General features: G+C 62.9%; 19 protein-coding genes. 10 read left to right on the top strand and 9 right to left on the bottom strand.

What is annotated here, in order from left to right; all coding sequences use genetic code 11:
• Positions 1-49: 49 nt before the first annotated feature.
• Positions 50-1,849 carry a bifunctional protein-serine/threonine kinase/phosphatase gene (locus tag AC3WS7_RS15170; protein WP_492656935.1) on the top strand — a complete coding sequence of 600 codons (1,800 nt, stop codon included), beginning with the start codon at positions 50-52 and terminating at the stop codon, positions 1,847-1,849.
• A 16-nt stretch (positions 1,850-1,865) separates the two neighbouring features.
• Here the strand turns inward: AC3WS7_RS15170 and katG are convergent, their stop codons facing one another.
• Positions 1,866-4,076, bottom strand: a complete 2,211-nt coding sequence (gene katG, locus AC3WS7_RS15165; RefSeq protein WP_492656934.1) for a catalase/peroxidase HPI — start codon at positions 4,074-4,076, stop codon at positions 1,866-1,868.
• Between the two features lie 239 nt (positions 4,077-4,315).
• On the opposite strand from katG, the gene AC3WS7_RS15160 reads away from it, so the two are divergent.
• From AC3WS7_RS15160 to AC3WS7_RS15150, 3 genes are all read left to right on the top strand, one after another.
• Positions 4,316-4,489 (top strand): hypothetical protein, encoded by a 174-nt coding sequence (locus tag AC3WS7_RS15160; RefSeq protein ID WP_492656933.1) that lies wholly within the window; start codon positions 4,316-4,318, stop codon positions 4,487-4,489.
• Positions 4,490-4,570: 81 nt separating this feature from the next.
• Positions 4,571-5,083, top strand: a complete 513-nt coding sequence (locus AC3WS7_RS15155) for a hypothetical protein (protein WP_492656932.1) — start codon at positions 4,571-4,573, stop codon at positions 5,081-5,083.
• 12 nt (positions 5,084-5,095) lie between these two features.
• Positions 5,096-5,884, top strand: a complete 789-nt coding sequence (locus tag AC3WS7_RS15150; RefSeq protein ID WP_492656931.1) for a DUF3750 domain-containing protein — start codon at positions 5,096-5,098, stop codon at positions 5,882-5,884.
• Positions 5,885-5,893: 9 nt separating this feature from the next.
• On the opposite strand, the gene AC3WS7_RS15145 is transcribed toward AC3WS7_RS15150, so the two are convergent.
• The 7 genes from AC3WS7_RS15145 to AC3WS7_RS15115 all read right to left on the bottom strand — a co-directional run bounded on the left by AC3WS7_RS15145 (position 5,894) and on the right by AC3WS7_RS15115 (position 12,866).
• On the bottom strand, positions 5,894-7,108 hold the full coding sequence (locus AC3WS7_RS15145; RefSeq protein WP_296468058.1) for an MFS transporter: 1,215 nt from the start codon (positions 7,106-7,108) through the stop codon (positions 5,894-5,896).
• A 245-nt stretch (positions 7,109-7,353) separates the two neighbouring features.
• Positions 7,354-8,181 carry an ABC transporter ATP-binding protein gene (locus AC3WS7_RS15140; RefSeq protein ID WP_296468060.1) on the bottom strand — a complete coding sequence of 276 codons (828 nt, stop codon included), beginning with the start codon at positions 8,179-8,181 and terminating at the stop codon, positions 7,354-7,356.
• Positions 8,178-9,116 (bottom strand): nitrate ABC transporter permease, encoded by a 939-nt coding sequence (gene ntrB / locus AC3WS7_RS15135; protein ID WP_492656930.1) that lies wholly within the window; start codon positions 9,114-9,116, stop codon positions 8,178-8,180. Before ntrB ends, AC3WS7_RS15140 begins: the two co-directional genes overlap by 4 nt.
• Positions 9,117-9,144: 28 nt before the next feature.
• Complete coding sequence (locus AC3WS7_RS15130; RefSeq protein WP_296468063.1) at positions 9,145-10,389, bottom strand: CmpA/NrtA family ABC transporter substrate-binding protein; 1,245 nt, start codon at positions 10,387-10,389, stop codon at positions 9,145-9,147.
• 501 nt (positions 10,390-10,890) lie between these two features.
• The gene (locus AC3WS7_RS15125; protein WP_296468065.1) at positions 10,891-11,340 is read right to left on the bottom strand and encodes a hypothetical protein; all 450 of its coding nucleotides are present in this window, start codon (positions 11,338-11,340) and stop codon (positions 10,891-10,893) included.
• A gap of 66 nt (positions 11,341-11,406) precedes the next feature.
• Entirely contained in the window at positions 11,407-12,054 is a 648-nt protein-coding gene (locus AC3WS7_RS15120) for an ANTAR domain-containing response regulator (protein WP_296468067.1), read from the bottom strand.
• A gap of 53 nt (positions 12,055-12,107) precedes the next feature.
• Complete coding sequence (locus AC3WS7_RS15115; protein WP_492656929.1) at positions 12,108-12,866, bottom strand: GNAT family N-acetyltransferase; 759 nt, start codon at positions 12,864-12,866, stop codon at positions 12,108-12,110.
• A gap of 68 nt (positions 12,867-12,934) precedes the next feature.
• On the opposite strand from AC3WS7_RS15115, the gene tsaD reads away from it, so the two are divergent.
• On the top strand, positions 12,935-13,990 hold the full coding sequence (gene tsaD, locus AC3WS7_RS15110) for a tRNA (adenosine(37)-N6)-threonylcarbamoyltransferase complex transferase subunit TsaD (RefSeq protein ID WP_296468070.1): 1,056 nt from the start codon (positions 12,935-12,937) through the stop codon (positions 13,988-13,990).
• Positions 13,991-14,066: 76 nt separating this feature from the next.
• Here tsaD and AC3WS7_RS15105 read toward each other — a convergent pair whose 3' ends face one another.
• Positions 14,067-14,456: an Hsp20/alpha crystallin family protein gene (locus tag AC3WS7_RS15105; protein ID WP_296468073.1), complete on the bottom strand. Its 390-nt coding sequence runs from the start codon at positions 14,454-14,456 to the stop codon at positions 14,067-14,069.
• A gap of 94 nt (positions 14,457-14,550) precedes the next feature.
• Here AC3WS7_RS15105 and AC3WS7_RS15100 point away from each other — a divergent pair, with 94 nt between their 5' ends.
• The 5 genes from AC3WS7_RS15100 to tpiA all read left to right on the top strand — a co-directional run bounded on the left by AC3WS7_RS15100 (position 14,551) and on the right by tpiA (position 20,388).
• Positions 14,551-15,864, top strand: coding sequence for a branched-chain amino acid ABC transporter substrate-binding protein (locus AC3WS7_RS15100; protein ID WP_296468075.1), 1,314 nt, complete (start codon positions 14,551-14,553; stop codon positions 15,862-15,864).
• 130 nt (positions 15,865-15,994) lie between these two features.
• Positions 15,995-16,261 (top strand): 30S ribosomal protein S15, encoded by a 267-nt coding sequence (gene rpsO, locus AC3WS7_RS15095; protein ID WP_094478006.1) that lies wholly within the window; start codon positions 15,995-15,997, stop codon positions 16,259-16,261.
• A 207-nt stretch (positions 16,262-16,468) separates the two neighbouring features.
• Positions 16,469-18,586 carry a polyribonucleotide nucleotidyltransferase gene (pnp, locus tag AC3WS7_RS15090; RefSeq protein ID WP_492656928.1) on the top strand — a complete coding sequence of 706 codons (2,118 nt, stop codon included), beginning with the start codon at positions 16,469-16,471 and terminating at the stop codon, positions 18,584-18,586.
• Positions 18,587-18,652: 66 nt separating this feature from the next.
• The gene (locus AC3WS7_RS15085) at positions 18,653-19,648 is read left to right on the top strand and encodes an NAD(P)H-quinone oxidoreductase (protein ID WP_492656927.1); all 996 of its coding nucleotides are present in this window, start codon (positions 18,653-18,655) and stop codon (positions 19,646-19,648) included.
• Positions 19,645-20,388 carry a triose-phosphate isomerase gene (gene tpiA / locus AC3WS7_RS15080; RefSeq protein WP_296471843.1) on the top strand — a complete coding sequence of 248 codons (744 nt, stop codon included), beginning with the start codon at positions 19,645-19,647 and terminating at the stop codon, positions 20,386-20,388. Before AC3WS7_RS15085 ends, tpiA begins: the two co-directional genes overlap by 4 nt.
• Positions 20,389-20,408 lie beyond the last annotated feature (20 nt).

Here is a 20,408-nt window from a genome sequence, read left to right as displayed (position 1 = left end):
TTTGGTGCGGCGCGGCAATATTCGGCACCAAAATTGCTTATCTTGGTGCATGGCTTTTGACATTGACATTGGTTTTGCCTCGCAAGCCGGGCGCAAGGCGCTGAACGAAGACTTTTGTGCGGCCATGCTGCCGGCGCAAGGGCAGGAGGACCACGGCTCCATCGTCGCCATTGCCGACGGCGTAAGTGCCGGGGGCATGGGCCGCGAGGCAGCGCAGACCACGGTTACCAGTCTGGTGCGCGACTACTTTGGCACGCCCGAGACCTGGGACACCACGGTGGCGCTGGACCGCATCATTGGTGCTCAAAACGCCTGGTTGTGCGGCATCAACCGGCGCCGCCAGCCCGCCATGGGGCTGACCACCCTCACCGCACTGGTGCTGCGTGGCCAGTCTTACACCCTGGCCCATGTGGGCGACACGCGCTGTTATCTGGTGCGCGAAGGTGTGGCCACCCAGCTCACGCAAGACCATGTGGTCAACCACCCGGACTTCAAGCACCAACTACTGCGTTCGGTGGGCGCGCAGGACCACCTGGTGGTGGACTACCAGCAGGGCGACCTGCAGGTGGGTGACGTGTTCATTCTGATGAGCGATGGCGTGCACGGCGAAGTGTCTGCCCGGCGCCTGCCAGAGGTCGCGGCCATGGCCGATGCACGTGAGGCCAGCGAGAAGCTGGTGGAGCAGGCCCTGGCCAAGGGCAGCAATGACAACGTGTCCGCCATCGTGGTGCGCGTGCGGGGCTTGCAAGAGGCCACGCTGACGGACGCCAACCGCCTGGCCCAGGCCTTGCCAATTCCGCCGCGCCTGAAGGTGGGGGACACGCTGGACGGGTTCACGGTGACCGCGCCCATTGCCGATAACGGCATCAATGTGCTCTACCAGGTGCGGGCGGGGAGTGCGGCCCCCACGCCCGGCACTGGCGTGTCTGCGCCGCCCCCCGGACGACTGTATGCCCTCAAAACGCTGAACACTGCCCGTGCCCATGACCAGGAAGAGCGTGCCATGCTGGCCCACGAGGCCTGGCTGGCGCAGCGCATGCAAAGCTCGCGGGCTGGCGACAACCTGGTGGCGGTGTACGAGACGCTGCCTACTGGCCATGAGCGCTCGGCCTTTTATGTGCTGTACGACTGGCATGGCGGCGAAACCCTGCAGCAACTGCTGGACAAACAGGGCCGCGTGGCGCCTGCCGTGGCGTTGGGGTATGCCATGCAGGCCCTGCGTGCGCTGGGGCGCTTGCACCGCCAGGGCGTGGTGCACCGTGACATCAAGCCCGCCAACCTGCACCTGGGCGAAGACGGCGTGCTGCGTGTGCTGGACCTGGGCGTGGCCCTGAGTGGGCGCGAGCCCGCTGTCATGCGCGCCCTGCACGCAGGCACGCCCAGTTATGTGAACCCCGAGCAGTGGGGCTTTCGTACCAAGTCGGTCAACGGCAAGGGCGAGGCCGAAGAAGGTGAAGCCCAACTGCCGAATGCGCAGAGTGATTTGTTTGCGTTGGGTGTCACGCTCTACCAACTGCTGACTGGCAAGCTGCCTTATGGTGATGTCTTGCCCTACCAGGTGGGCCGCTACTACCGGGACCCTACCCCTGCGAGCCGCCACAACCCCGAGGTGCCGATCTGGCTGGACCACGTGCTGCAAAAAGCCGTGGCGCGGGACCAGCGCCAGCGTTTTGAGACGGCCGAAGAGTTTTTGCTGGCCCTGGAGCGTGGCGCGTCGCGCCCGCTCACCGCCCCGCAGGGCACGCCGCTGATGCAGCGCGACCCCAGCTTCGTCTGGAAGCTGGCGACCTTTGTCCTCGGGTTGGTCAATCTGTTGCTGGTGTACTGGCTGCTCTTCCTGCCCAAATAGGCAGGAAGAGCGCGGTTTACGCCAGGTCGAAGCGGTCCAGGTTCATTACCTTGGTCCAGGCGGCCACAAAGTCCTGCACAAAGGCCGTCTGTGCATCGCTGGACGCATAGACCTCCGCCAGGGCCCGCAGCTGCGAGTTCGAGCCAAAGACCAGATCGGCCACCGTGCCTGTCCATGTGATGGCGCCGCTCTTGCGGTCACGGCCTTCCAGTACGCCCGCCGCAGTGGGAGACTTTTGCCACTGGGTACCCATGTCGAGCAGGTTCACAAAAAAATCATTGCTCAACACGCCGGGGCGTTTGGTGAACACACCGTGGGCTGCCTGCCCGACGTTCGCATTCAGGGCACGCAGGCCGCCGACCAGCACCGTCATCTCGGGCGCGCTCAAGGTGAGCAATTGGGCCTTGTCCACCAATAGTTCGGCAGCAGGGCCTTCTGCACCCTTGCGAACGTAGTTGCGGAACCCGTCAGCCAGTGGCTCCAGCACGGCGAACGACTCCACGTCGGTCTGCTCTTGCGAAGCATCCATGCGGCCTGGGGTGAACGGCACCGTCACGGCAGTGCCTGCCTGTTGCGCCGCAGCCTCAATGGCGGCACCGCCCGCCAGCACGATCAGATCGGCCAAGGAGATTTGTTTGCCCCCCGACTGTGTGCTGTTGAACGCCTTCTGGATGGTCTCCAGCGCTGATAGCACTTTGGCCAACTCTGCTGGCTGGTTGGCTTCCCAGTCTTTTTGCGGCGCCAGGCGGATGCGTGCGCCGTTGGCACCGCCGCGTTTGTCGCTGCCGCGAAAGGTGGATGCCGAAGCCCAGGCTGTGCTCACCAGTTGGGCGGTGGACAGGCCCGCTGCCAGTACCTTGGCTTTCAGGGCCTCTACGTCCTGTGCATTCACCAGGGCGTGATTGACGGCGGGAATCGGGTCTTGCCAGATCAGGGTTTCCTTGGGGACCAGCGGACCCAGGTAGCGGCTCACCGGCCCCATGTCGCGGTGGGTGAGCTTGAACCAGGCGCGTGCAAAAGCGTCGGCGAATTCGGCCGGGTTCTGGTGGAAACGGCGCGAAATTTTTTCGTAGGCCGGGTCAAAGCGCAGGGACAGATCGGCCGTGGTCATCATGGGCGCATGTTTCTTGGACGGGTCGTGTGCGTCCGGAATCATGTGTTCGGGTTTCACGTTTTTGGCCACCCACTGGTGGGCCCCTGCGGGGCTCTTGGTCAGCTCCCACTCGTAGCCCAACAGCATGTCGAAATAGCCGTTGTCCCAGGTGGTGGGGTTGGGTTTCCAGGCGCCTTCAATGCCGCTGGTGGTGGTGTGCACGCCCTTGCCAGAGCCGAGTTTGTTGATCCAGCCCAGGCCTTGTTCTTCGATGCCTGCGCCTTCAGGCTCGGGGCCTACCAGTGCCGGGTCACCCGCGCCGTGTGCCTTGCCAAAGGTGTGGCCACCGGCCACCAGGGCTACGGTTTCTTCGTCGTTCATGGCCATGCGGGCAAAGGTTTCGCGCACATCCCGTCCGCTCGCCACGGGGTCGGGTTTGCCGTCCGGGCCTTCCGGGTTCACGTAAATCAGCCCCATTTGCACGGCGGCCAACGGGTTGTCCAGCTTGCGGTCTCCGGAGTAGCGGCTGTCCGGTTTGTCGCTGGTGGCCAGCCAGGTTTTTTCGGCACCCCAGTAGATGTCTTCTTCGGGCTCCCAGATGTCGGGGCGGCCACCGGCAAAGCCGAATGTTTTGAAGCCCATGGACTCGAGGGCCACGTTGCCGGCCAGGATCATCAGGTCGGCCCACGAAATCTTGCGGCCGTACTTTTGTTTGATAGGCCAGAGCAGGCGGCGTGCCTTGTCCAGGTTGCCGTTGTCGGGCCAGCTGTTGAGCGGGGCAAAACGCTGGTTGCCGCTGCCTGCGCCGCCGCGGCCATCGCTGGTGCGGTAGGTGCCGGCGCTGTGCCAGGCCATGCGGATCATCAGGCCGCCGTAGTGGCCCCAGTCGGCAGGCCACCAGTCTTGTGAGTCTGTCATCAGGGCCTTCAGGTCCTCTACGACGGCATGCAGGTCCAGGGTTTTGAAGGCCTCGGCGTAGTCAAACGCTGCGCCCATGGGGTTGGATGCGGGCGTGTGCTGGTGCAAAACAGTGAGCTTGAGCTGGTTGGGCCACCAGCTGGTGTTGGAGGGGGCACCTGCCGTGGTGTTGGTGCGGGCGGCGTGGGGGAATGGGCACTTGGCTTCTGTCGACATGGGTATCTCCTCGGCTGTTGAAAATTGGTTTGCAGAGTCAGTGTAGGGTTTGCGTGCGATGCGCTCAAATAGGTTTTTCTAATGCGATTCATAGTGCTGCGTTTGCCGTTTTTTAGGGTAGGCGGGCGCGTGTGGAGACGGCCCCACAGTTTTTGGGCTTTACAAAAAAAGAGCGGCGTGCAGCCGCCGGGTGTCACACCAAGGCGCTACGATGGTTTCACCACTCGAAGGGACCGCCCATGCGAAAAATTCGGCAGCCTGGTAAAGCGTTGACACCTCCCATGCAGCAGCGCCAGCCGCGGCTGACGTCGTTCCAGCGTGAGTTGCAGCGGCACATGAAATGCAGTGCCCAGCACGCGGCGTGGTTCGATGCCCTGCTGAGCAGGGACAGTCCCTCCAAGCTGGACCACTGAGCGGATCAGGCTTTTCGCCACCCGGCTGGGGCTGGCGGGGTGGCATGCGCTAAAGTGCTCCAACGCACTTTGGAGTTCCGCATGCACCCTGACACCTTGAAACACAAAGCCAGCCTCTGGTTCGGCGAATTTGGCAGCTCTGTGCACATCACCGATGTGTACTGGGAAGGCGACATCAGCCAAGCGGAGTTGATGGCGGTGGCCGACCAGATTTCACCGGACTGGCAAACCATTGATCTGGAGCTGGACCCCCAGCACCCCTGCCATGGACAGACCTACCGTTTGACCAAGCCGTGGCCTCCGCGTGCAGACGAAGAAGAGGCGTTGCGTGCCCTGGAGATGGAGGACGCCCTGGAGGGCCATTACGTCTGGGTGCATTGCTGCCAGACCGTCATGGACCCCGAAGGCGATTTGCTTGACGAAGCGGGGCGCGCCTACCGCCAAGACTTCAGCACCGTGATGTTTTGCACCGAGTTCACGTCCTTCGACGACATTGCCCAACAGTGCGACGAGAACTTTGGCAAGGGTGAGTGGGACGAGTACGAGCTCTACCTGGATGACACCTTGCCGCCACCGGTGGCCTCCTTCGGCTGACTCCAGCCGCTGATGCTTGTGCGTGCACTTGCGCGTTTGGTGGTTGTGGGCCTGTGGGGCGGGTTGGTGTTCTGTGCCCAAGGCGTGCAGGCCCAACAGACCCCCAGCCGAAACTGGGCTACGGTGCCCCGGCACTCGTCGGGCCAGGCGCCAGACCCCCGGCAGCATGTGGACCAAGCCATCGTGCAGGTCTACGCGGCGCCCACCTATGGCTGGCGCGGCAATTTTGCGGTGCATCCCTGGATCATTTACAAGCGCGAAGGCCAGACGGCCTACACGCGTTACGACGTGGTGGGCTGGCGCGCGCCGCGGGTGGTGCAGCGCAACTACGCCATCCCTGACGGGCTCTGGTACGGCTCGCTCCCGGAGCTGTTGGTGGATCACCGGGGCGCCGGCGTGGAGACCATGATTGACCGCATCGAAGCCGCGGTGGCCAGCTACCCCTATGCGGACCAGTACCGCAGTTATCCGGGGCCCAACAGCAACACCTTTTTGGCGCACATTGGCCGCGAGGTGCGGGCGCTGCAACTGGATTTGCCATCCAACGCGATCGGCAAAGACTACCGGCCGCTGAGCAACCCCGTCGGGGTTTCTCCATCGGGCTCCGGTGTGCACGTGTCCCTGCTGGGGCTGCTGGGCGTGAGTGTGGGCTTGCAGGAGGGGCTGGAGCTGAATGTGCTGGGCCTGAACTTCGGCATTGATCTCAACGCCCCGGCATTGCGCCTGCCTTTTGTGGGGCGCGTGGGCATGAGAGACACGCCTGCGCCCAACGAGAGCGCCCGCACGGATGCGGGCGGCTGACCGCGAGGATCATGCGCTACGCGCACGACCTCCCTTTTCAGCCCAGGTGCGGGTCCAGCGGACTTGCATGGCGCGCATGACGACCAGCATCAGAAGGGAGAACACTGCCAACACCACAAATCCGGACATGAAGCTGCCGGTGTGCTGCTTGGACTGGCCCATCAAGGCCGGGATGGTGCCGCCACCCAAGGCGCCGATCTCGCCGATCATGGACCCCGCCACCGCCGTGGAGGTGGGCCAGCGCAGCGGCACCAACTGAAACAGTGCGCCATTGCCCGCACCCAGCGCGGCAAAACAAACGATCAGCAATAGCGTGGTCATGACCAGCGAGCCGGACGACATCCCTACGCCGATGAGTGCCAGCGAGACGATGACCAAGACCACCGTCAGCGTGTTCACGCCGCCCCAGTGGTCGGAGATCCAGCCACCGGCGACGCGCACCACCGCCCCCATCAGCGCGGCCAGCATGGTGAGCTGCCCGGCCTGCACCTTGCTCACACCAAACTGGTCGTAGTAGTAGGTGGGCAGGAAGGTCACGATGCCGATAAAGCCACCAAACGTGACCACGTAAATCAGGCTGAAGACCCAGCCGTCGCTTTCCATCAGGCAGGCCAGGTGCTGGCGCATGCTGGCGTGTTCGTCACGGTCCGGTGGCTCCTTGGCCATGAAGAGCACCACGGCCATGGGTACCAGCGAGGCCAGCGCGGCAAAGCCGTACACGGTTTGCCAGCCATAGGCCTGGGCCAGGGGCGGTGCCAGCAGTGCCGCCAGTGCGGTGCCTGCATTGCCCGCGCCCACCAAGCCCATGGCCAGACCCTTGTACTTGGGCGGGTACCAACCCGAGCCCAATGACATGGCCACCCCAAAGCTAGCACCGGCCACGCCCAGCAGCAGAGCCATCTTGAGCAGGTCGTCATAGGTGTGCACAAAGAAGTAGCCAAAGGACATGGTGAAGGTGATCAGCACAAGCTCCACCATCGTGGCCGTCTTGCGCCCCACATACTGCGCCAGCAGCCCCAGCGGGAAACGCATGATGGCCCCGGCCACGATGGGGATGGACAGCAGCAAACCTTTTTGCGATGCCGTCAGTTGGTACTGCTCACTGATGAAGGGGGCCATGGCGCCATTCATCACCCAGATGACGAACGAGAACATGAGGTAAAAAAACGCGGCAAACAGGGTGGGTGTGTGTCCGCTTTTCAGGAATTGACGAAATCCGGCCATGGGTGGGCTCCGTAGAGGTTCTGTGGGGAGAGAGGGGGGCGCGGAAGCGACGGGCGCCGTTTTCAGGCACCAGATACCGAATGTGCGCTACCAGAAGGGCAGGCGCTCAACCGCAAGATTGCTAGACCTTCGTTGGTCGTGCTGGACCAAGTGCAAGCATGATTTGTGCCTGATTTGGGTGCGGCGTGCGCACAAAAAAAGGGCGCCCCGCAGGGCGCCCTTGGTGGCACAGGGGGGGTGCGTGCTCAGGCCGCCTTTTCGACGTGGGCCTGGCGTGTGTACAAAAAGTCGATCACGGCCTTGCGGTACTGCAGGTACTGCGGGCTGTCGGCCAGGGCCACGCGGTTGCGCGGGCGGGGCAGGTCCACGCTGAGCACTTCACCAATGGTGGCGGCGGGGCCGTTGGTCATCATCACGATCTTGTCGGACAAGAGCACGGCCTCGTCCACATCGTGCGTGACCATGACCACGGTGCTTTGGGTGCGCGCCACGATCTCCAGCAACTCGTCCTGCAGCTTGGCGCGGGTCAGTGCGTCCAGCGCGCCAAAAGGCTCGTCCATCAGCAAGACCTTGGGCTCCATGGCCAGGGCCCGGGCGATGCCCACGCGCTGCTTCATGCCACCGCTGATTTCGCCAGGGCGTTTTTGTGCCGCGGCGGTGAGGCCCACCAACGCGAGTGCCGCATCGGTGCGGGCCATCAACTGGGCCTTGTTCTCGGACGCCGCACCGGTGCTCTTGGAGCCCGCACCAAATACGCGCTCCACGCCCAGGTAGACGTTCTCAAAGCAGGTGAGCCAGGGCAGGAGCGAATGGTTCTGGAACACCACGGCACGCTCCGGGCCGGGGCCTGCGATTTCGCGGTTGGCACACAGCAGGTTGCCTGCGGTGGGCGTGGTCAGGCCGGCAATCAGGTTGAGCAGCGTGGACTTGCCACAGCCGCTGTGCCCGATGAGCGCTACAAATTCGCCCTTGGCCACGGTGAGGTTGATGTCGCGCAGCGCGGGGAACAGGCCCTTCTTGGTCTTGAAGGTTTGTTCTACGCCCTGGATTTCGATGTACTTGCTGTTGCTCATGACTTCACCTCTTCGAATGTGAACGCTGTCGCCAGTTTGATCAGGGCGTACTCCAGCAGCAGGCCCACGATGCCGATCACGAAGATCGCGATGATGATGTTCTTGACGTTGAGGTTGTTCCACTCGTCCCACACCCAGAAACCAATGCCCACGCCACCGGTCAGCATCTCGGCCGCCACGATCACCAGCCAGGCCGTGCCGACCGCCAGGCGCACGCCGGTCAGCATGTAGGGCAGCACCGAGGGGAACAGGATCTTGGTGACGATCTTCCACTCGCTGAGATTGAGCACGCGGGCCACGTTCATGTAGTCCTGCGGCACGCGCTGCACGCCCACTGCGGTGTTGATGATCATGGGCCAGATCGAGCAGATGAAGATGGTCCAGATGGCGGCCGGGTTGGCACCCTTGAATACCAGCAAACCAATCGGCAACCAGGCCAGCGGCGACACGGGGCGCAGCAGGCTGATCAGCGGGTTGAACATGCGGCTCAAAAATTCAAAGCGGCCGATCATGAAACCTGCCGGAATGCCCACCGCAGCCGCCAGGCCAAATCCCAGCGCCACGCGCTCCAGCGAGAACAGCACGTTCCAGCCCACACCCTGGTCGTTGGGGCCCTTGCGGTAGAACGGGTCGCTGAACAACACGACGGCCTGCTTCCAGGTCTCCAGCGGGCTGGGGATGCTGGCCGACGTGCCCACGCTCACCAGCGCCCAGATACCGACCAGCAAGGCCAGGCCCAGCAACGGCGGCAGCACCTGCAGCAGCAGGCCGCGCCAGTCGAAGCCGGGTTTGGCTTGTGCGGGGGCGGTGGATACCACCGTTTGAGTGCTTTTTGGCATGCTAGCCCCCGTGGATACTGCGCTAGCAGCTTCTTTTTTTATAGCAGACCCCTCGGCTGCAGCAGCCAGGGGCGAGTGAAAAACGGCGCTCACCATGGTGACCTCCTTGTGGGTGGGGTGGAACTCAGGCCTTGACCTTGAAGCTGTCGGCGTACTTTTTGGGATCCTTGCCATCCCAGACCACGCCGTCCATCAGCTTGCTGCTGCGCATGTCGCTCTTGGGCAGCGGCGTCTTGCTGGCGGTGGCGGCCTGCTTGTAGATGTCGATCTGGTTGATCTGCTTGGCCACACCCAGGTAGTCGGGGTGGTCCTTGAGCAAGCCCCAGCGCTTGTGCTGGGTCAGGAACCACATGCCGTCGGAGAGGTAGGGGAAGTTGACCGCACCTTCGTTGTAGAACTTCATGTAGTTGGGGTCGTCCCAGGTCTTGCCCATGCCGTTCTGGTAGCGGCCCAGGATGCGCTGGTTGATCGCGTCTACGCTGGTGTTCACATAACTCTTGTCGGCAATCGTTTCAGCCATCTTGTTTTTGTTGGACAGGCTGGCATCGATCCAGCGGCCCGCTTCGAGAATGGCGGCGGTCACGGCGCGGGCGGTGTTGGGGTACTTCTTGACGAAGTCGCCCGTGGTGCCCAGCACCTTTTCGGGGTGGTCTTTCCAGATGTCCTGGGTGGTCATGGCGGTCACACCAATGCCATCAATGATGGCGCGGTGGTTCCAGGGCTCGCCCACGCAGTAGCCATCCATATTGCCCACGCGCATGTTGGCCACCATCTGTGGCGGCGGCACGGTGATGACCTTGGCGCCGCTCATGGGGTTGATGCCGTGGGCTGCCAGCCAGTAGTACAGCCACATGGCGTGGGTGCCGGTGGGGAAAGTCTGGGCAAAGGTGTACTCGCGCTTCTCGGCGGCCATCAGCTTGGCCAGGCCTGCGCCGTCCACGGCGCCCTTGTCGGCCAGTTTCTTGGACAGGGTGATGGCCTGGCCGTTGTTGTTGAGCGTGGCCAGCACGGCCATGTCTTTCTTGGGGCCGCCCACGCCCAGATGCACGCCGTAGACCAGGCCGTAGAGCACGTGGGCGAAGTCCAGTTCGCCGTTCACCAGCTTGTCGCGCACGCCGGCCCAGCTGGCTTCCTTGCTGGGGATGATGGTGACGCCGTACTTCTTGTCGATGCCCAGCACCGAAGCCATGACCACGCTGGCGCAGTCGGTCAGGGGGATGAAGCCGATCTTGACCTCGGTTTTCTCGGGAGCGTCCGAGCCTGCGGCGTACACTGCCGCGCGCAGTGCGGGGTCGATGCCAATGGCGCCCACAGCGGCGGTTTGCAGAACAGCACGGCGGCTGAGTTTGGCTTTCAGAAGGTCAGTCATACGCAAGCTCCAAAAGTAAAAACACAAAACGAAAAACAAAAAAGGCGTCCGCACTGGGTTCGCTGCGTGGTGCGCAAGTGAACCCGTGGGGACGCCTTTGTCCTGTTTGCCCTGAGCCCTACCCGCCGTTAGGTGGGGTGCAGTGCATGACCGTTGTCGGTCTCGCAGGGATTAACGCAATGTCTGTGCCAGCTTGTTCAAGCTGCAATATGCTATGAATTCAGGAGCTGCTTGCGCAGTATCTACGTTGGTCTCGGGCCTATTTTGCTTAAAAATTCGCGTGACGCACTGATTTTGTGCACTGCACCAAAGCGGGCGCAAGCGCCAGGGGGTGGTACTTTTGGGGCCTGCGCCCCGTGGGTATGCCGCGGCTTGGTGCGCTCTCTGGCCGGCCCATGCATTTGCGCAGGGGGGGGCTGGGGCGGCCGTGCTGGTTTTTTGAGTTGCTGTTGGGGTGTTGCCGTCGCGGCCTGTGGCCTCGGCAGAGTCGGCCCGCGGTGACTAGCTGCGTTGCTCTGCGCGGCGGTCTGCACGCTTGCGCTGTATCAGGATGTGGACCAGCAGGGCCGTGGCGGCGGAGGTGGCCACCACCGGGGACGCCATGACGACATTGGCCAACCCGTCCAGCACATGCAGGCTGACCTGCTGCGCATAGTGCGTCAGTGCCACCACATCCTGGGGCTCCACGTTCTTCACATCGTCGGGCAGCACCTGCACATCAGGCCAGCCATTGCGAAAGCGGATGTTGGCGAAGATGCCGTCGGCCACGGCCACCAGGGACAACACGCCCAGGGGTTTCATCAGGTGCAGGATGAGCTTGCTGCGCACCGTCACCGGCGCTGTTTCGTAGATTTTCCCCACCAGTTGCGACACCATGCGCTCCTGCACGGCCACGGGCGCGGCGTCATACACCTCGGCGGCCAGTTGTTCCATGGGTATTTCGTGTGACATGGTTCTCAGCATAGCCCGCAAAAGTTCCCAGGGTGTGAACGGCAGGTAAGCAGTTGTGTCCTTGTTTCAAGACAACAAGTCGGCCACATCCAGCATGCGCTGGGCCACGTCCACAATCTTGAGGTTCTTGTCCATGGCCGTTTTGCGCAGTTTGGCGTAGGCCGCCTCCTCGCTGAGTTGCTGGCGTTGCATCAGCAGCGCCTTGGCGCGATCGATCACTTTGCGGTCTTGCAGCGCGGCGGACAGCTCATGGAGTTCGGTGCGCGTGGCATCCAGTTCTTTGCGCAGGGCTTGTTCGTGCTGGAAGCGGGCCAGGGCCACGTCCAGAATCGGGCGGATGCGCTCCGTCTGCAGGCCCGCCACGATGTAGGCCGACACCCCGGCGGCCACTGCGGCACGTGCATTGCCACTGTCGTTGTCGTTGGTGAACATGACGATGGGGCGGCGCTCGTCGCGGGTCGCCATCACCACGTGTTCCAGCGCGTCGCGGGCGTCGCTTTCAGCGTCCACGATGATCATGTCCGGCTGCAGCTGGGCCAGGCGCTCCGTCAGGTAGACATCGGCCGGCAGCGAAGCGACCAGGTTGAAACCGTTTTCCAGCAGGCCAATGCGCAGGCTGCGCGAGCGTTCCGCCTGGTGCAGGGCGTGGGTGTCCTGCGGGTCATTGACCAGCAAGTCAGCGTTGATCACGACGATGCGTAGCGGCTCGGTCATACGCCGATCATTGCATGCAAAAGTCGCGCCAATCTTTGGCATGTCGCCAGCACTCAATCTGCGTTGGGGTGCCAGTAGTGGTAGCACCAGGCGGTTACAAAGCCTGCGCGCCGGTACAGGGCGAGGGCGGCGGTGTTTTCGGCTTCTACCTGCAAAAACGTTTCTGGGAGTCCGCGGTGCAGTGCCTCTTGGGCCAGGCAGGCCATCACATGCCGGGCCAGGCCCTGGCCGCGTGCGCTCATGGTGGTGCGTAGCCCGTGCAAGCTGGCCCAGCCCTGGCTGTAGACCGCGGTGCCCGCGCACAGGGGCTGGCCCTGCTGCACCACGGTGGCGTATACGCCGTGTTGGCCGCGGCTCAGGGCCTGCACGCGGTGCTGGCCATCCACCGGGTCAAAACCTGGTGCGGTGTATACGGCCGCCCACGGTGGGGTCGGTGTGGCCGACCAGGTGGCCGCGGCGGGGTCGGCCAGGGCCGCGACTGCCGTGGTGGGCGCTACCTGCACCAGCGTCGCTTGGGTGGGCGCAAAGCCCAGGCGGCGCAGTTCGGCCTGCACGTCGGCCAAGCCCGCCACATCGGCCAGCCGAAAAATCGGTTGCAGGCCACGCTGTGCGTAGCGCGCACAGATGTCGGGCAGGGCGGCGGGGTTCAGGCTGTGGTGGCGCAGCGGCACGGCGCTCTTGGCGCGGCCCACGGTGGAGGTGTCGAATGACAGCAGCCAGCCGTCCAGGGTCTCATGGGCTGGCGGGGCCACGGCGTCGCAGGTGGAGGTTTCCAGCCGGGCAATGGCGTCATCGGTCAAAGGCAGGTGCATGCGGTCATTGTGCCCGGGGCCGTGCGGGGCCCCATCCTCTAAACTCGGTGGCTCTGAAGGAAACAAGCATGCTGGTGTTGGGAATCGAGTCCTCGTGTGACGAAACAGGCGTGGCCATGGTGCAGTCGCAAGGCGTGGCCGTACCCACGCTGCTGGCCCATGCGCTGCATAGCCAGATCGAGATGCACCAAGCCTATGGCGGGGTCGTGCCCGAGCTGGCCAGCCGCGACCATATACGCCGCGTGCTGCCGCTCACCCAGCAGGTGCTGAATGAGAGTGGCCGCAGTCTGCAAGAGGTGGATGTGGTGGCCTACACGCGCGGGCCCGGTCTGGCCGGTGCCTTGTTGGTGGGGGCGGGCGTGGCCTGTGCGTTGGGTGCGGCGCTGGGCAAGCCGGTGCTGGGCGTGCACCACCTCGAAGGGCATTTGCTCTCCCCATTTTTGAGTGCCGACCCGCCCGAGTTCCCGTTTGTGGCGCTGCTGGTGTCGGGCGGCCACACGCAGCTGATGCGGGTGGACGGCGTGGGCCGCTACGCGTTGTTGGGCGAAACCATTGACGACGCCGCGGGCGAGGCCTTCGACAAATCGGCCAAGCTCATGGGCCTGGCCTATCCGGGTGGGCCGCTGTTGTCCAAACTGGCGGAGGAGGGCAGTCCCACGGCCTACCCGTTGCCACGGCCGCTGCTGCACAGTGGCAACCTGGACTTTTCATTTGCGGGCCTGAAGACCGCGGTGCTGGTGCAGAGCCAGCGCATGGTGGCGGCTGGTGCGGTGGCCACCTTCGACGCACTGCCGCGCCAGCAGCAGGCCGACTTGGCGGCGTCTACGCAGGCGGCGATTGTGGAAGTGCTGTTGAAGAAATCGATGGCTGCCATCAAGCAGACCGGCCTGAAGCGCCTGGTGGTGGCCGGTGGTGTGGGCGCCAACCGCAAGCTGCGCGAGCTGCTGAATGCCGAGTGCGCCAAGCGTGGTGTGCGTGTGCACTACCCCGAACTGCACCTGTGTACCGACAACGGCGCCATGATTGCCATGGCGGCGGCCATGCGGCTGCAAAGTGGCTTGCAGCAGGCCAGTGCGAATTACGCCTTCGACGTGAAACCGCGCTGGCCCCTACATTCACTATAAAAACTGCCACTAGCCCCCGTGGAATATGCGCAAGCAGCTATTAAAAACATAGCGTTCTGGTGCTGGCGCTGGAGCTTTACTGGATGGTCAGTTCGGTGGCGGTGTCCACGGGCACTTTTTTCACCAATTTCAGGGTCAACACCCCGTGTTCCAGCTTGGCTTCGCTCTGGGCACTGTCCACCTCTTGGGGCAGCTCGTAGGCGGCGCGGTAGCGGCGGGGGGCGTCTTCCTTGCTCTGGATGCGGACCACGGTACCGTCAATGGAAATGCTGAGCTGCTCTTTGGTGATGCCGGGCATGTCCAGTGTCAGGGTGAAGCTGGTCTCGTCCTGGGTGTAGGCGCTACCGCTTTGGCGTGCCGAAAACAAGGCGTCTTGCAAGAAACGGTCGACCGAGCGGCCCGTGGGTGCGTACACCGAACGGCGCACAGAGGGCTGGAACACGGAAGGTGCAGAGGCAAAAAACATGGTGTGGACTCCTAGTACACTGCGCGGCTCTCACCGTGAGCGCCGCATGTTCCCAAGCTGCGCGCTTTCCCTCACATTTCAAGAGAAATTCCCCATGTTTATTCTTCTTCCCAAGGCCTTGAAATTGGCGACCAAGACGCTATTTGCCAGCGCCCTGACGGTGGCCAGTGCCTTCGCCCAAACACCCGCGCCACTCAAGGTGGCCGTCATCGAAGGTTTTAGTGGCGCCAACGCCAGTGGCGGCGAAGCGGCCTTCCGCAACTTCGTCTGGGCTGTGGAGCGTGTGAATGCGCGCGGTGGTGTCAAGCTGCCCGCCAGCGCGGGTGGCAACCAGGCCTTGCTGCTGGAGCGTTTTGACAGCAAGGGTCAGACCGAAGAGGCGCTGTCGGCGCTGCGTTCCGCCATCGACGGTGGTGCGCGCGTGATCCTGCAGGGCAATTCCTCGGGTGTGGCGGCCTCGCTGATCGACGCCATCAACAAGCACAACGAGCGCGACCCGGCGCGCCGCGTGTTGTTCCTCAACTACGCCGCCGTGTTGCCCGAGTTGACCAACGAGAAGTGCAGCTTCTGGCATTTCCGCTTCGACGCCCATTCGGACATGCGCATGGCCGCGCTGATGGATGTGCTCAAGGACGACAAGGCCTTGAAGAGCGTCTACATCATTGGCCAGGACTACAGCTTCGGCCAAGCCGTGGGCCGCGAGGCCAAGCGCCAGTTGGGCGTGTTGCGCCCGGATGTGCAGGTGGTGGGCGACGAGCTGCACCCTTTGGGCCGCGTGAAAGACTTTTTGCCCTACGCCACCAAAATCAAGGCCAGCGGTGCGGGCGCCGTCATTACCGGCAACTTCGGCAACGATTTGAGCCTGCTCATCAAGGCCGCCAAGGATGTGGGCTTTGACGGCAAGTTCTACACCTTCTACGGCAACGCCCTGGGTGCCCCGGCAGCGATTGGTGACGCCGGCCTTGGCAAGGTGGTGGCGGTGGCCGATTGGCTGCCCAATGTGCAGACTGCCGCCAGCGAGGCGTTTTACAAATCCTTCCGCGTGCGTTACCCCAAGGCCGAGGACGACTATGTGCACATGCGCATGCAGCTGTTGATTGAAGCGTTGGCCCAGAGCGTGGAGGCGGCAGGCAAACAGGGCGCTGTGGCCGCCAATGGCGCTATGGATATGGTAGCTGTCGCCGCACAACTGGAGCGGGCTAGCGTCACTTTTAGTGGTCAAACAGGCACCATGCGTGCGGCCGACCACCAGTTCCAGCAGCCGCTGGTGGTGGGCATGATGGAGCGCCAGGGCACGCCGGGCGTCAAATTTGACGTGGAAGGCTCGGGTTATGGCTTTCGCGTGGTGAAAAGTGTGCCCGCCGCGGCAGCAGAGCAGGCCACCAGCTGCAAGATGGTGCGCCCCTGACCCGACCGGGTTATAATCGAGCGGCTTTGCATTCGGCAAGGCGCACGCCAACGGCAGTTCCAGCCCTTGGCGCAAGTTGTACAAACCGGGGCGGCGCCCAGCGCGCAGTCCCAAATTACCAGGAAAACACATGATTGCATCTAGCATCAAAGCCGCTGTTGTCAAAGACAACGCCCGTCAAGCTGGCGATACCGGCAGCCCCGAAGTCCAAGTGGCTTTGTTGACCGCCCGTATCAACGAACTGACCCCCCACTTCAAGACCCATGCCAAAGACCACCATGGTCGCCGCGGTCTGCTGCGCATGGTGAGCCGTCGCCGCAAGCTGCTGGACTACCTGAAGAGCAAAGATGCTGACCGTTACGTCGCATTGATCGCCAAGCTGGGTCTGCGCAAGTAAACGATTCAACGAATGAGAAGCGCCTGAGTTAGGTCACTAGCTCAGGCGTTTTTTACTTCGGAGACGGCAAAAACAGAGCGAAGCTGTGTCATTCCAAAGCAATTCCGGTCGCGTCGGAGTTTTTCTGGAATGGCATCGTGGACTGTGATGTTGACTCCGGGCTAGTGCGAGGTGGCCTGCACCTTCTACAACTCAACGGAGATAAACATGAGTATTTTCAACAAAGTTACCAAGACCTTCCAATGGGGCCAACACACGGTCACCATGGAAACCGGCGAAATCGCTCGCCAGTCCACCGGCGCCGTGCTGCTGGACATGGACGGTACTGTGGTGCTGGCTACTGTGGTTGCCAAGACTGAAGGCAAGCCCGGCCAGGACTTCTTCCCCCTGACCGTGGACTACCTGGAAAAGTCCTATGCCGCTGGCAAGATCCCCGGCAGCTTCTTCAAGCGCGAAGGCCGCCCCAGCGAATTTGAAACGCTGACCAGCCGCCTGATCGACCGCCCGATCCGCCCCCTGTTCCCCGAAGGTTTCTTCAACGAAGTGCACGTGGTGATCCACACCGTGTCCTTGAACCCTGAAGTCGACGCCGACATCGCCGCCATGATCGCCGTCAGCGCTGCGCTGTCCGTGTCTGGTGTTCCGTTCAACGGCCCCATCGGTGCAGCCCGCGTGGGCTACGTCAATGGCGAATACGTGTTGAACCCCGGCCAGACTGCCCGCAAAGACTCCATCATGGATCTGGTCGTTGCCGGTACTGAGTCTGCTGTGCTGATGGTCGAGTCCGAAGCCCAGCAACTGTCCGAAGAAATCATGTTGGGCGCCGTGGTGTTTGGCCACGAGCAGGGCGCGATTGCCATCAACGCGATCCATGAACTGGTGCGTGATGCTGGCAAACCCGTGTGGGACTGGAAGCCCGCCGCCAAGGACGAAGCGCTGGTTGCCAAGGTGGATGCACTGGCCAAGGACAAGCTGGTTGCCGCTTACCAAATCCGCAACAAGCAAGCCCGTACCCAAGCTTGCCGTGCCGCCTACGCTGAAGTCATGGCGGCTCTGAAGGCCGATGGCGCCGCGTTTGACAGCGTGGCCGTGGAAGGCCTGCTGTTCGAGATCGAGGCCAAGATCGTGCGCAGCCAGATTTTGGCCGGTGAGCCCCGTATCGACGGCCGCGACACCCGCACTGTGCGCGCCATCGAAATCCGCAACGGCGTGCTGCCCCGCACCCACGGTTCTGCCCTGTTTACACGTGGCGAAACCCAGGCCTTGGTGATTGCCACCCTGGGCACCGAGCGTGACGCGCAGCGTATTGACGCTCTGAGCGGCGACTTCGAAGACCGCTTCATGCTGCACTACAACATGCCTCCCTTTGCTACTGGCGAAACCGGCCGCGTGGGTACGCCCAAGCGTCGCGAAATCGGCCACGGCCGTCTGGCCAAGCGCGCACTCGTTGCCGTGCTGCCAACGAAAGAAGAGTTTCCCTACACCATGCGTGTGGTGTCGGAAATCACCGAATCCAACGGCTCTTCGTCGATGGCTTCCGTCTGCGGCGGCTGCCTGTCGCTGATGGACGCTGGCGTGCCTTTGAAGGCACACGTGGCCGGTATCGCCATGGGCCTGATCAAGGAAGACAACCGTTTTGCCGTGTTGACCGACATCCTGGGTGACGAAGACCACCTGGGTGACATGGACTTCAAGGTTGCCGGTACCACCAATGGTATTACCGCGCTGCAGATGGACATCAAGATCCAGGGCATCACCAAGGAAATCATGCAAGTCGCATTGGCCCAGGCCAAGGAAGCGCGCATGCACATCCTGGGTGAAATGCAAAACGCCATGGGCGAAGCCAAGACCGAAGTGTCCAGCTTCGCGCCCAAGCTGTACTCCATGAAGATCAACCCAGAGAAGATCCGTGACGTGATCGGCAAGGGCGGCGCCGTCATTCGCGCGCTGACCGAAGAAACCGGTTGCCAGATCAACATCGAGGAAGACGGCACCATCACCATCGCCGCAACCGACGCCGCCAAGGCCGACGAAGCCAAGCGCCGCATCGAACAGATCACTGCTGAAGTCGAAATCGGCAAGGTCTACGAAGGCCCGATCACCAAGATTCTGGACTTCGGTGCCTTGGTGAACCTGTTGCCCGGCAAGGACGGCCTGTTGCACATCAGCCAGATCGCCCACGAGCGCGTCGAGAAGGTCACGGACTACCTGTCCGAAGGCCAGATCGTCAAGGTCAAGGTCATGGAGACCGACGAAAAGGGCCGTATCAAGCTGTCCATGAAGGCGCTGCTGGACCGTCCCGCCCACAACGGCGAGCAAGGTTAATTAACCTTGCTATCAAATTGGTAGCTGCTCGCACAATAAGCACGGGCGCTACCGCTTGATTTGGCTATGAAAGCTGTCGAAATCTCGTCCTTCGGTCCACCCGACGTGTTGCGTCTGGTGGACCGTCCTGCGCCTGTTGCAGGTGTGGGTGAGGTGTGCATTCGTGTGGCAGCCAGCGGCATCAACCGGCCTGACGTGCTGCAGCGCGCCGGGCACTACCCGGCGCCTGCCGGCGCTTCCGACCTTCCGGGGCTGGAAGTGGCGGGCACCATTGTGTCGGGCGATGCCGAAGCCATGCAGGTGGCAGGCTTCACGCTGGGCGACCGTGTCTGTGCGCTGGTGGCCGGTGGTGGTTATGCCGAATTTTGCGTAGCGCCTGTGGGCCAGTGCCTGCCGGTGCCCGCAGGGTTGAGCGACGTGGAGGCCGCGAGCCTGCCCGAGACGCTGTTCACCGTGTGGAGCAATGTGTTCGACCGGGGCCGTCTGCAAGCCGGGGAAACCTTGCTGGTGCAGGGCGGTAGCAGCGGCATTGGCGTGACCGCCATCCAGCTGGCAAAGGCCATGGGTGCTACCGTGATTGCGACAGCGGGTAGCGACGAGAAATGCGCGGCTTGCCTGGCGCTGGGCGCCGACCATGCCATCAACTACAAAACCCAGGATTTCCAGGCCGAGGCCTTGCGCCTTACGCAGGGGCGCGGCGTGGACGTGGTGCTGGATATGGTGGCAGGCGCCTATGTGGCCAAGGAAGTGCAATGCCTGGCGGACGATGGCCGATTGGTCATCATCGCGGTGCAGGGGGGTGTGCAGAGTGAGGTCAACGCAGGACTGGTGCTGCGCAAGCGCTTGACCATCACCGGTTCTACCTTGCGTGCGCGGCCGTTGGTGTTCAAGGCTGCGATTGCGGCCGCGTGTTTGCGGGTGGTCTGGCCCTTGCTGTCTGCCGGTCGGATCAAGGCGGTGATTCACAGCGTGTTTGCGCCGGCCGATGCGGCGAAAGCCCATGCGCTGATGGAGAGCAACCAGCACGTTGGCAAAATTATTTTGAAGTGGGATGCAGCATGAAAAAGAAATTGATTGCGGGCAACTGGAAGATGAACGGCGCCACTGCGACCAATGCGGCACTGTTGCAGCAGCTGTTGGCTGGTGTGGGTCAGCCGGCCTGTGACATTGCCGTGTGCGTGCCTGCGCCGTATCTGGCGGAGGTGGGTGCCTTGGTGAAAGGCTCGGCGATTGCCGTGGGCGCGCAAGATGTGTCCGCGCACGATGCCGGTGCCTACACCGGTGAAGTGTCTGCCAGCATGTTGCGCGATCTGGCGGTTCGCTACGCCATCGTGGGCCACTCCGAGCGCCGCCAGTACCACGGTGAGACGGATGGTGTTGTGGCCAGCAAAGCCCAAAAGGCCTTGGCTGCGGGCATCACGCCCATCGTCTGTGTGGGCGAGACGCTGCAGGAACGCGAAGCTGGGTTGACGGAAGAAGTGGTGAAGCGCCAGCTGGCCGCTGTCATTCACACCAACGGCCATTGCATCAGCGAAATTGTGGTGGCGTATGAGCCGGTGTGGGCCATTGGTACCGGCAAGACTGCCAGTCCCGAACAAGCGCAGCAGGTGCATGCGGTGTTGCGCGCGCAGTTGCGTGCCGCCACGGAGCACTCGGATCGCGTGCAGATTCTTTACGGTGGCAGCATGAATGCTGCCAATGCCGCCCAATTGCTGGGTCAGGCAGATATTGACGGTGGCTTGGTGGGGGGCGCGTCTCTCAAAGCGCCGGACTTTTTGGCCATCATCGCCGCAGCCGCTTGAGGCTGCGCAGTTTTTCAAAT

The organism is Rhodoferax sp. EU05-FHT12H12, assembly GCF_058791215.1.
This window is presented reverse-complemented; position numbering and strand designations above follow the sequence as displayed.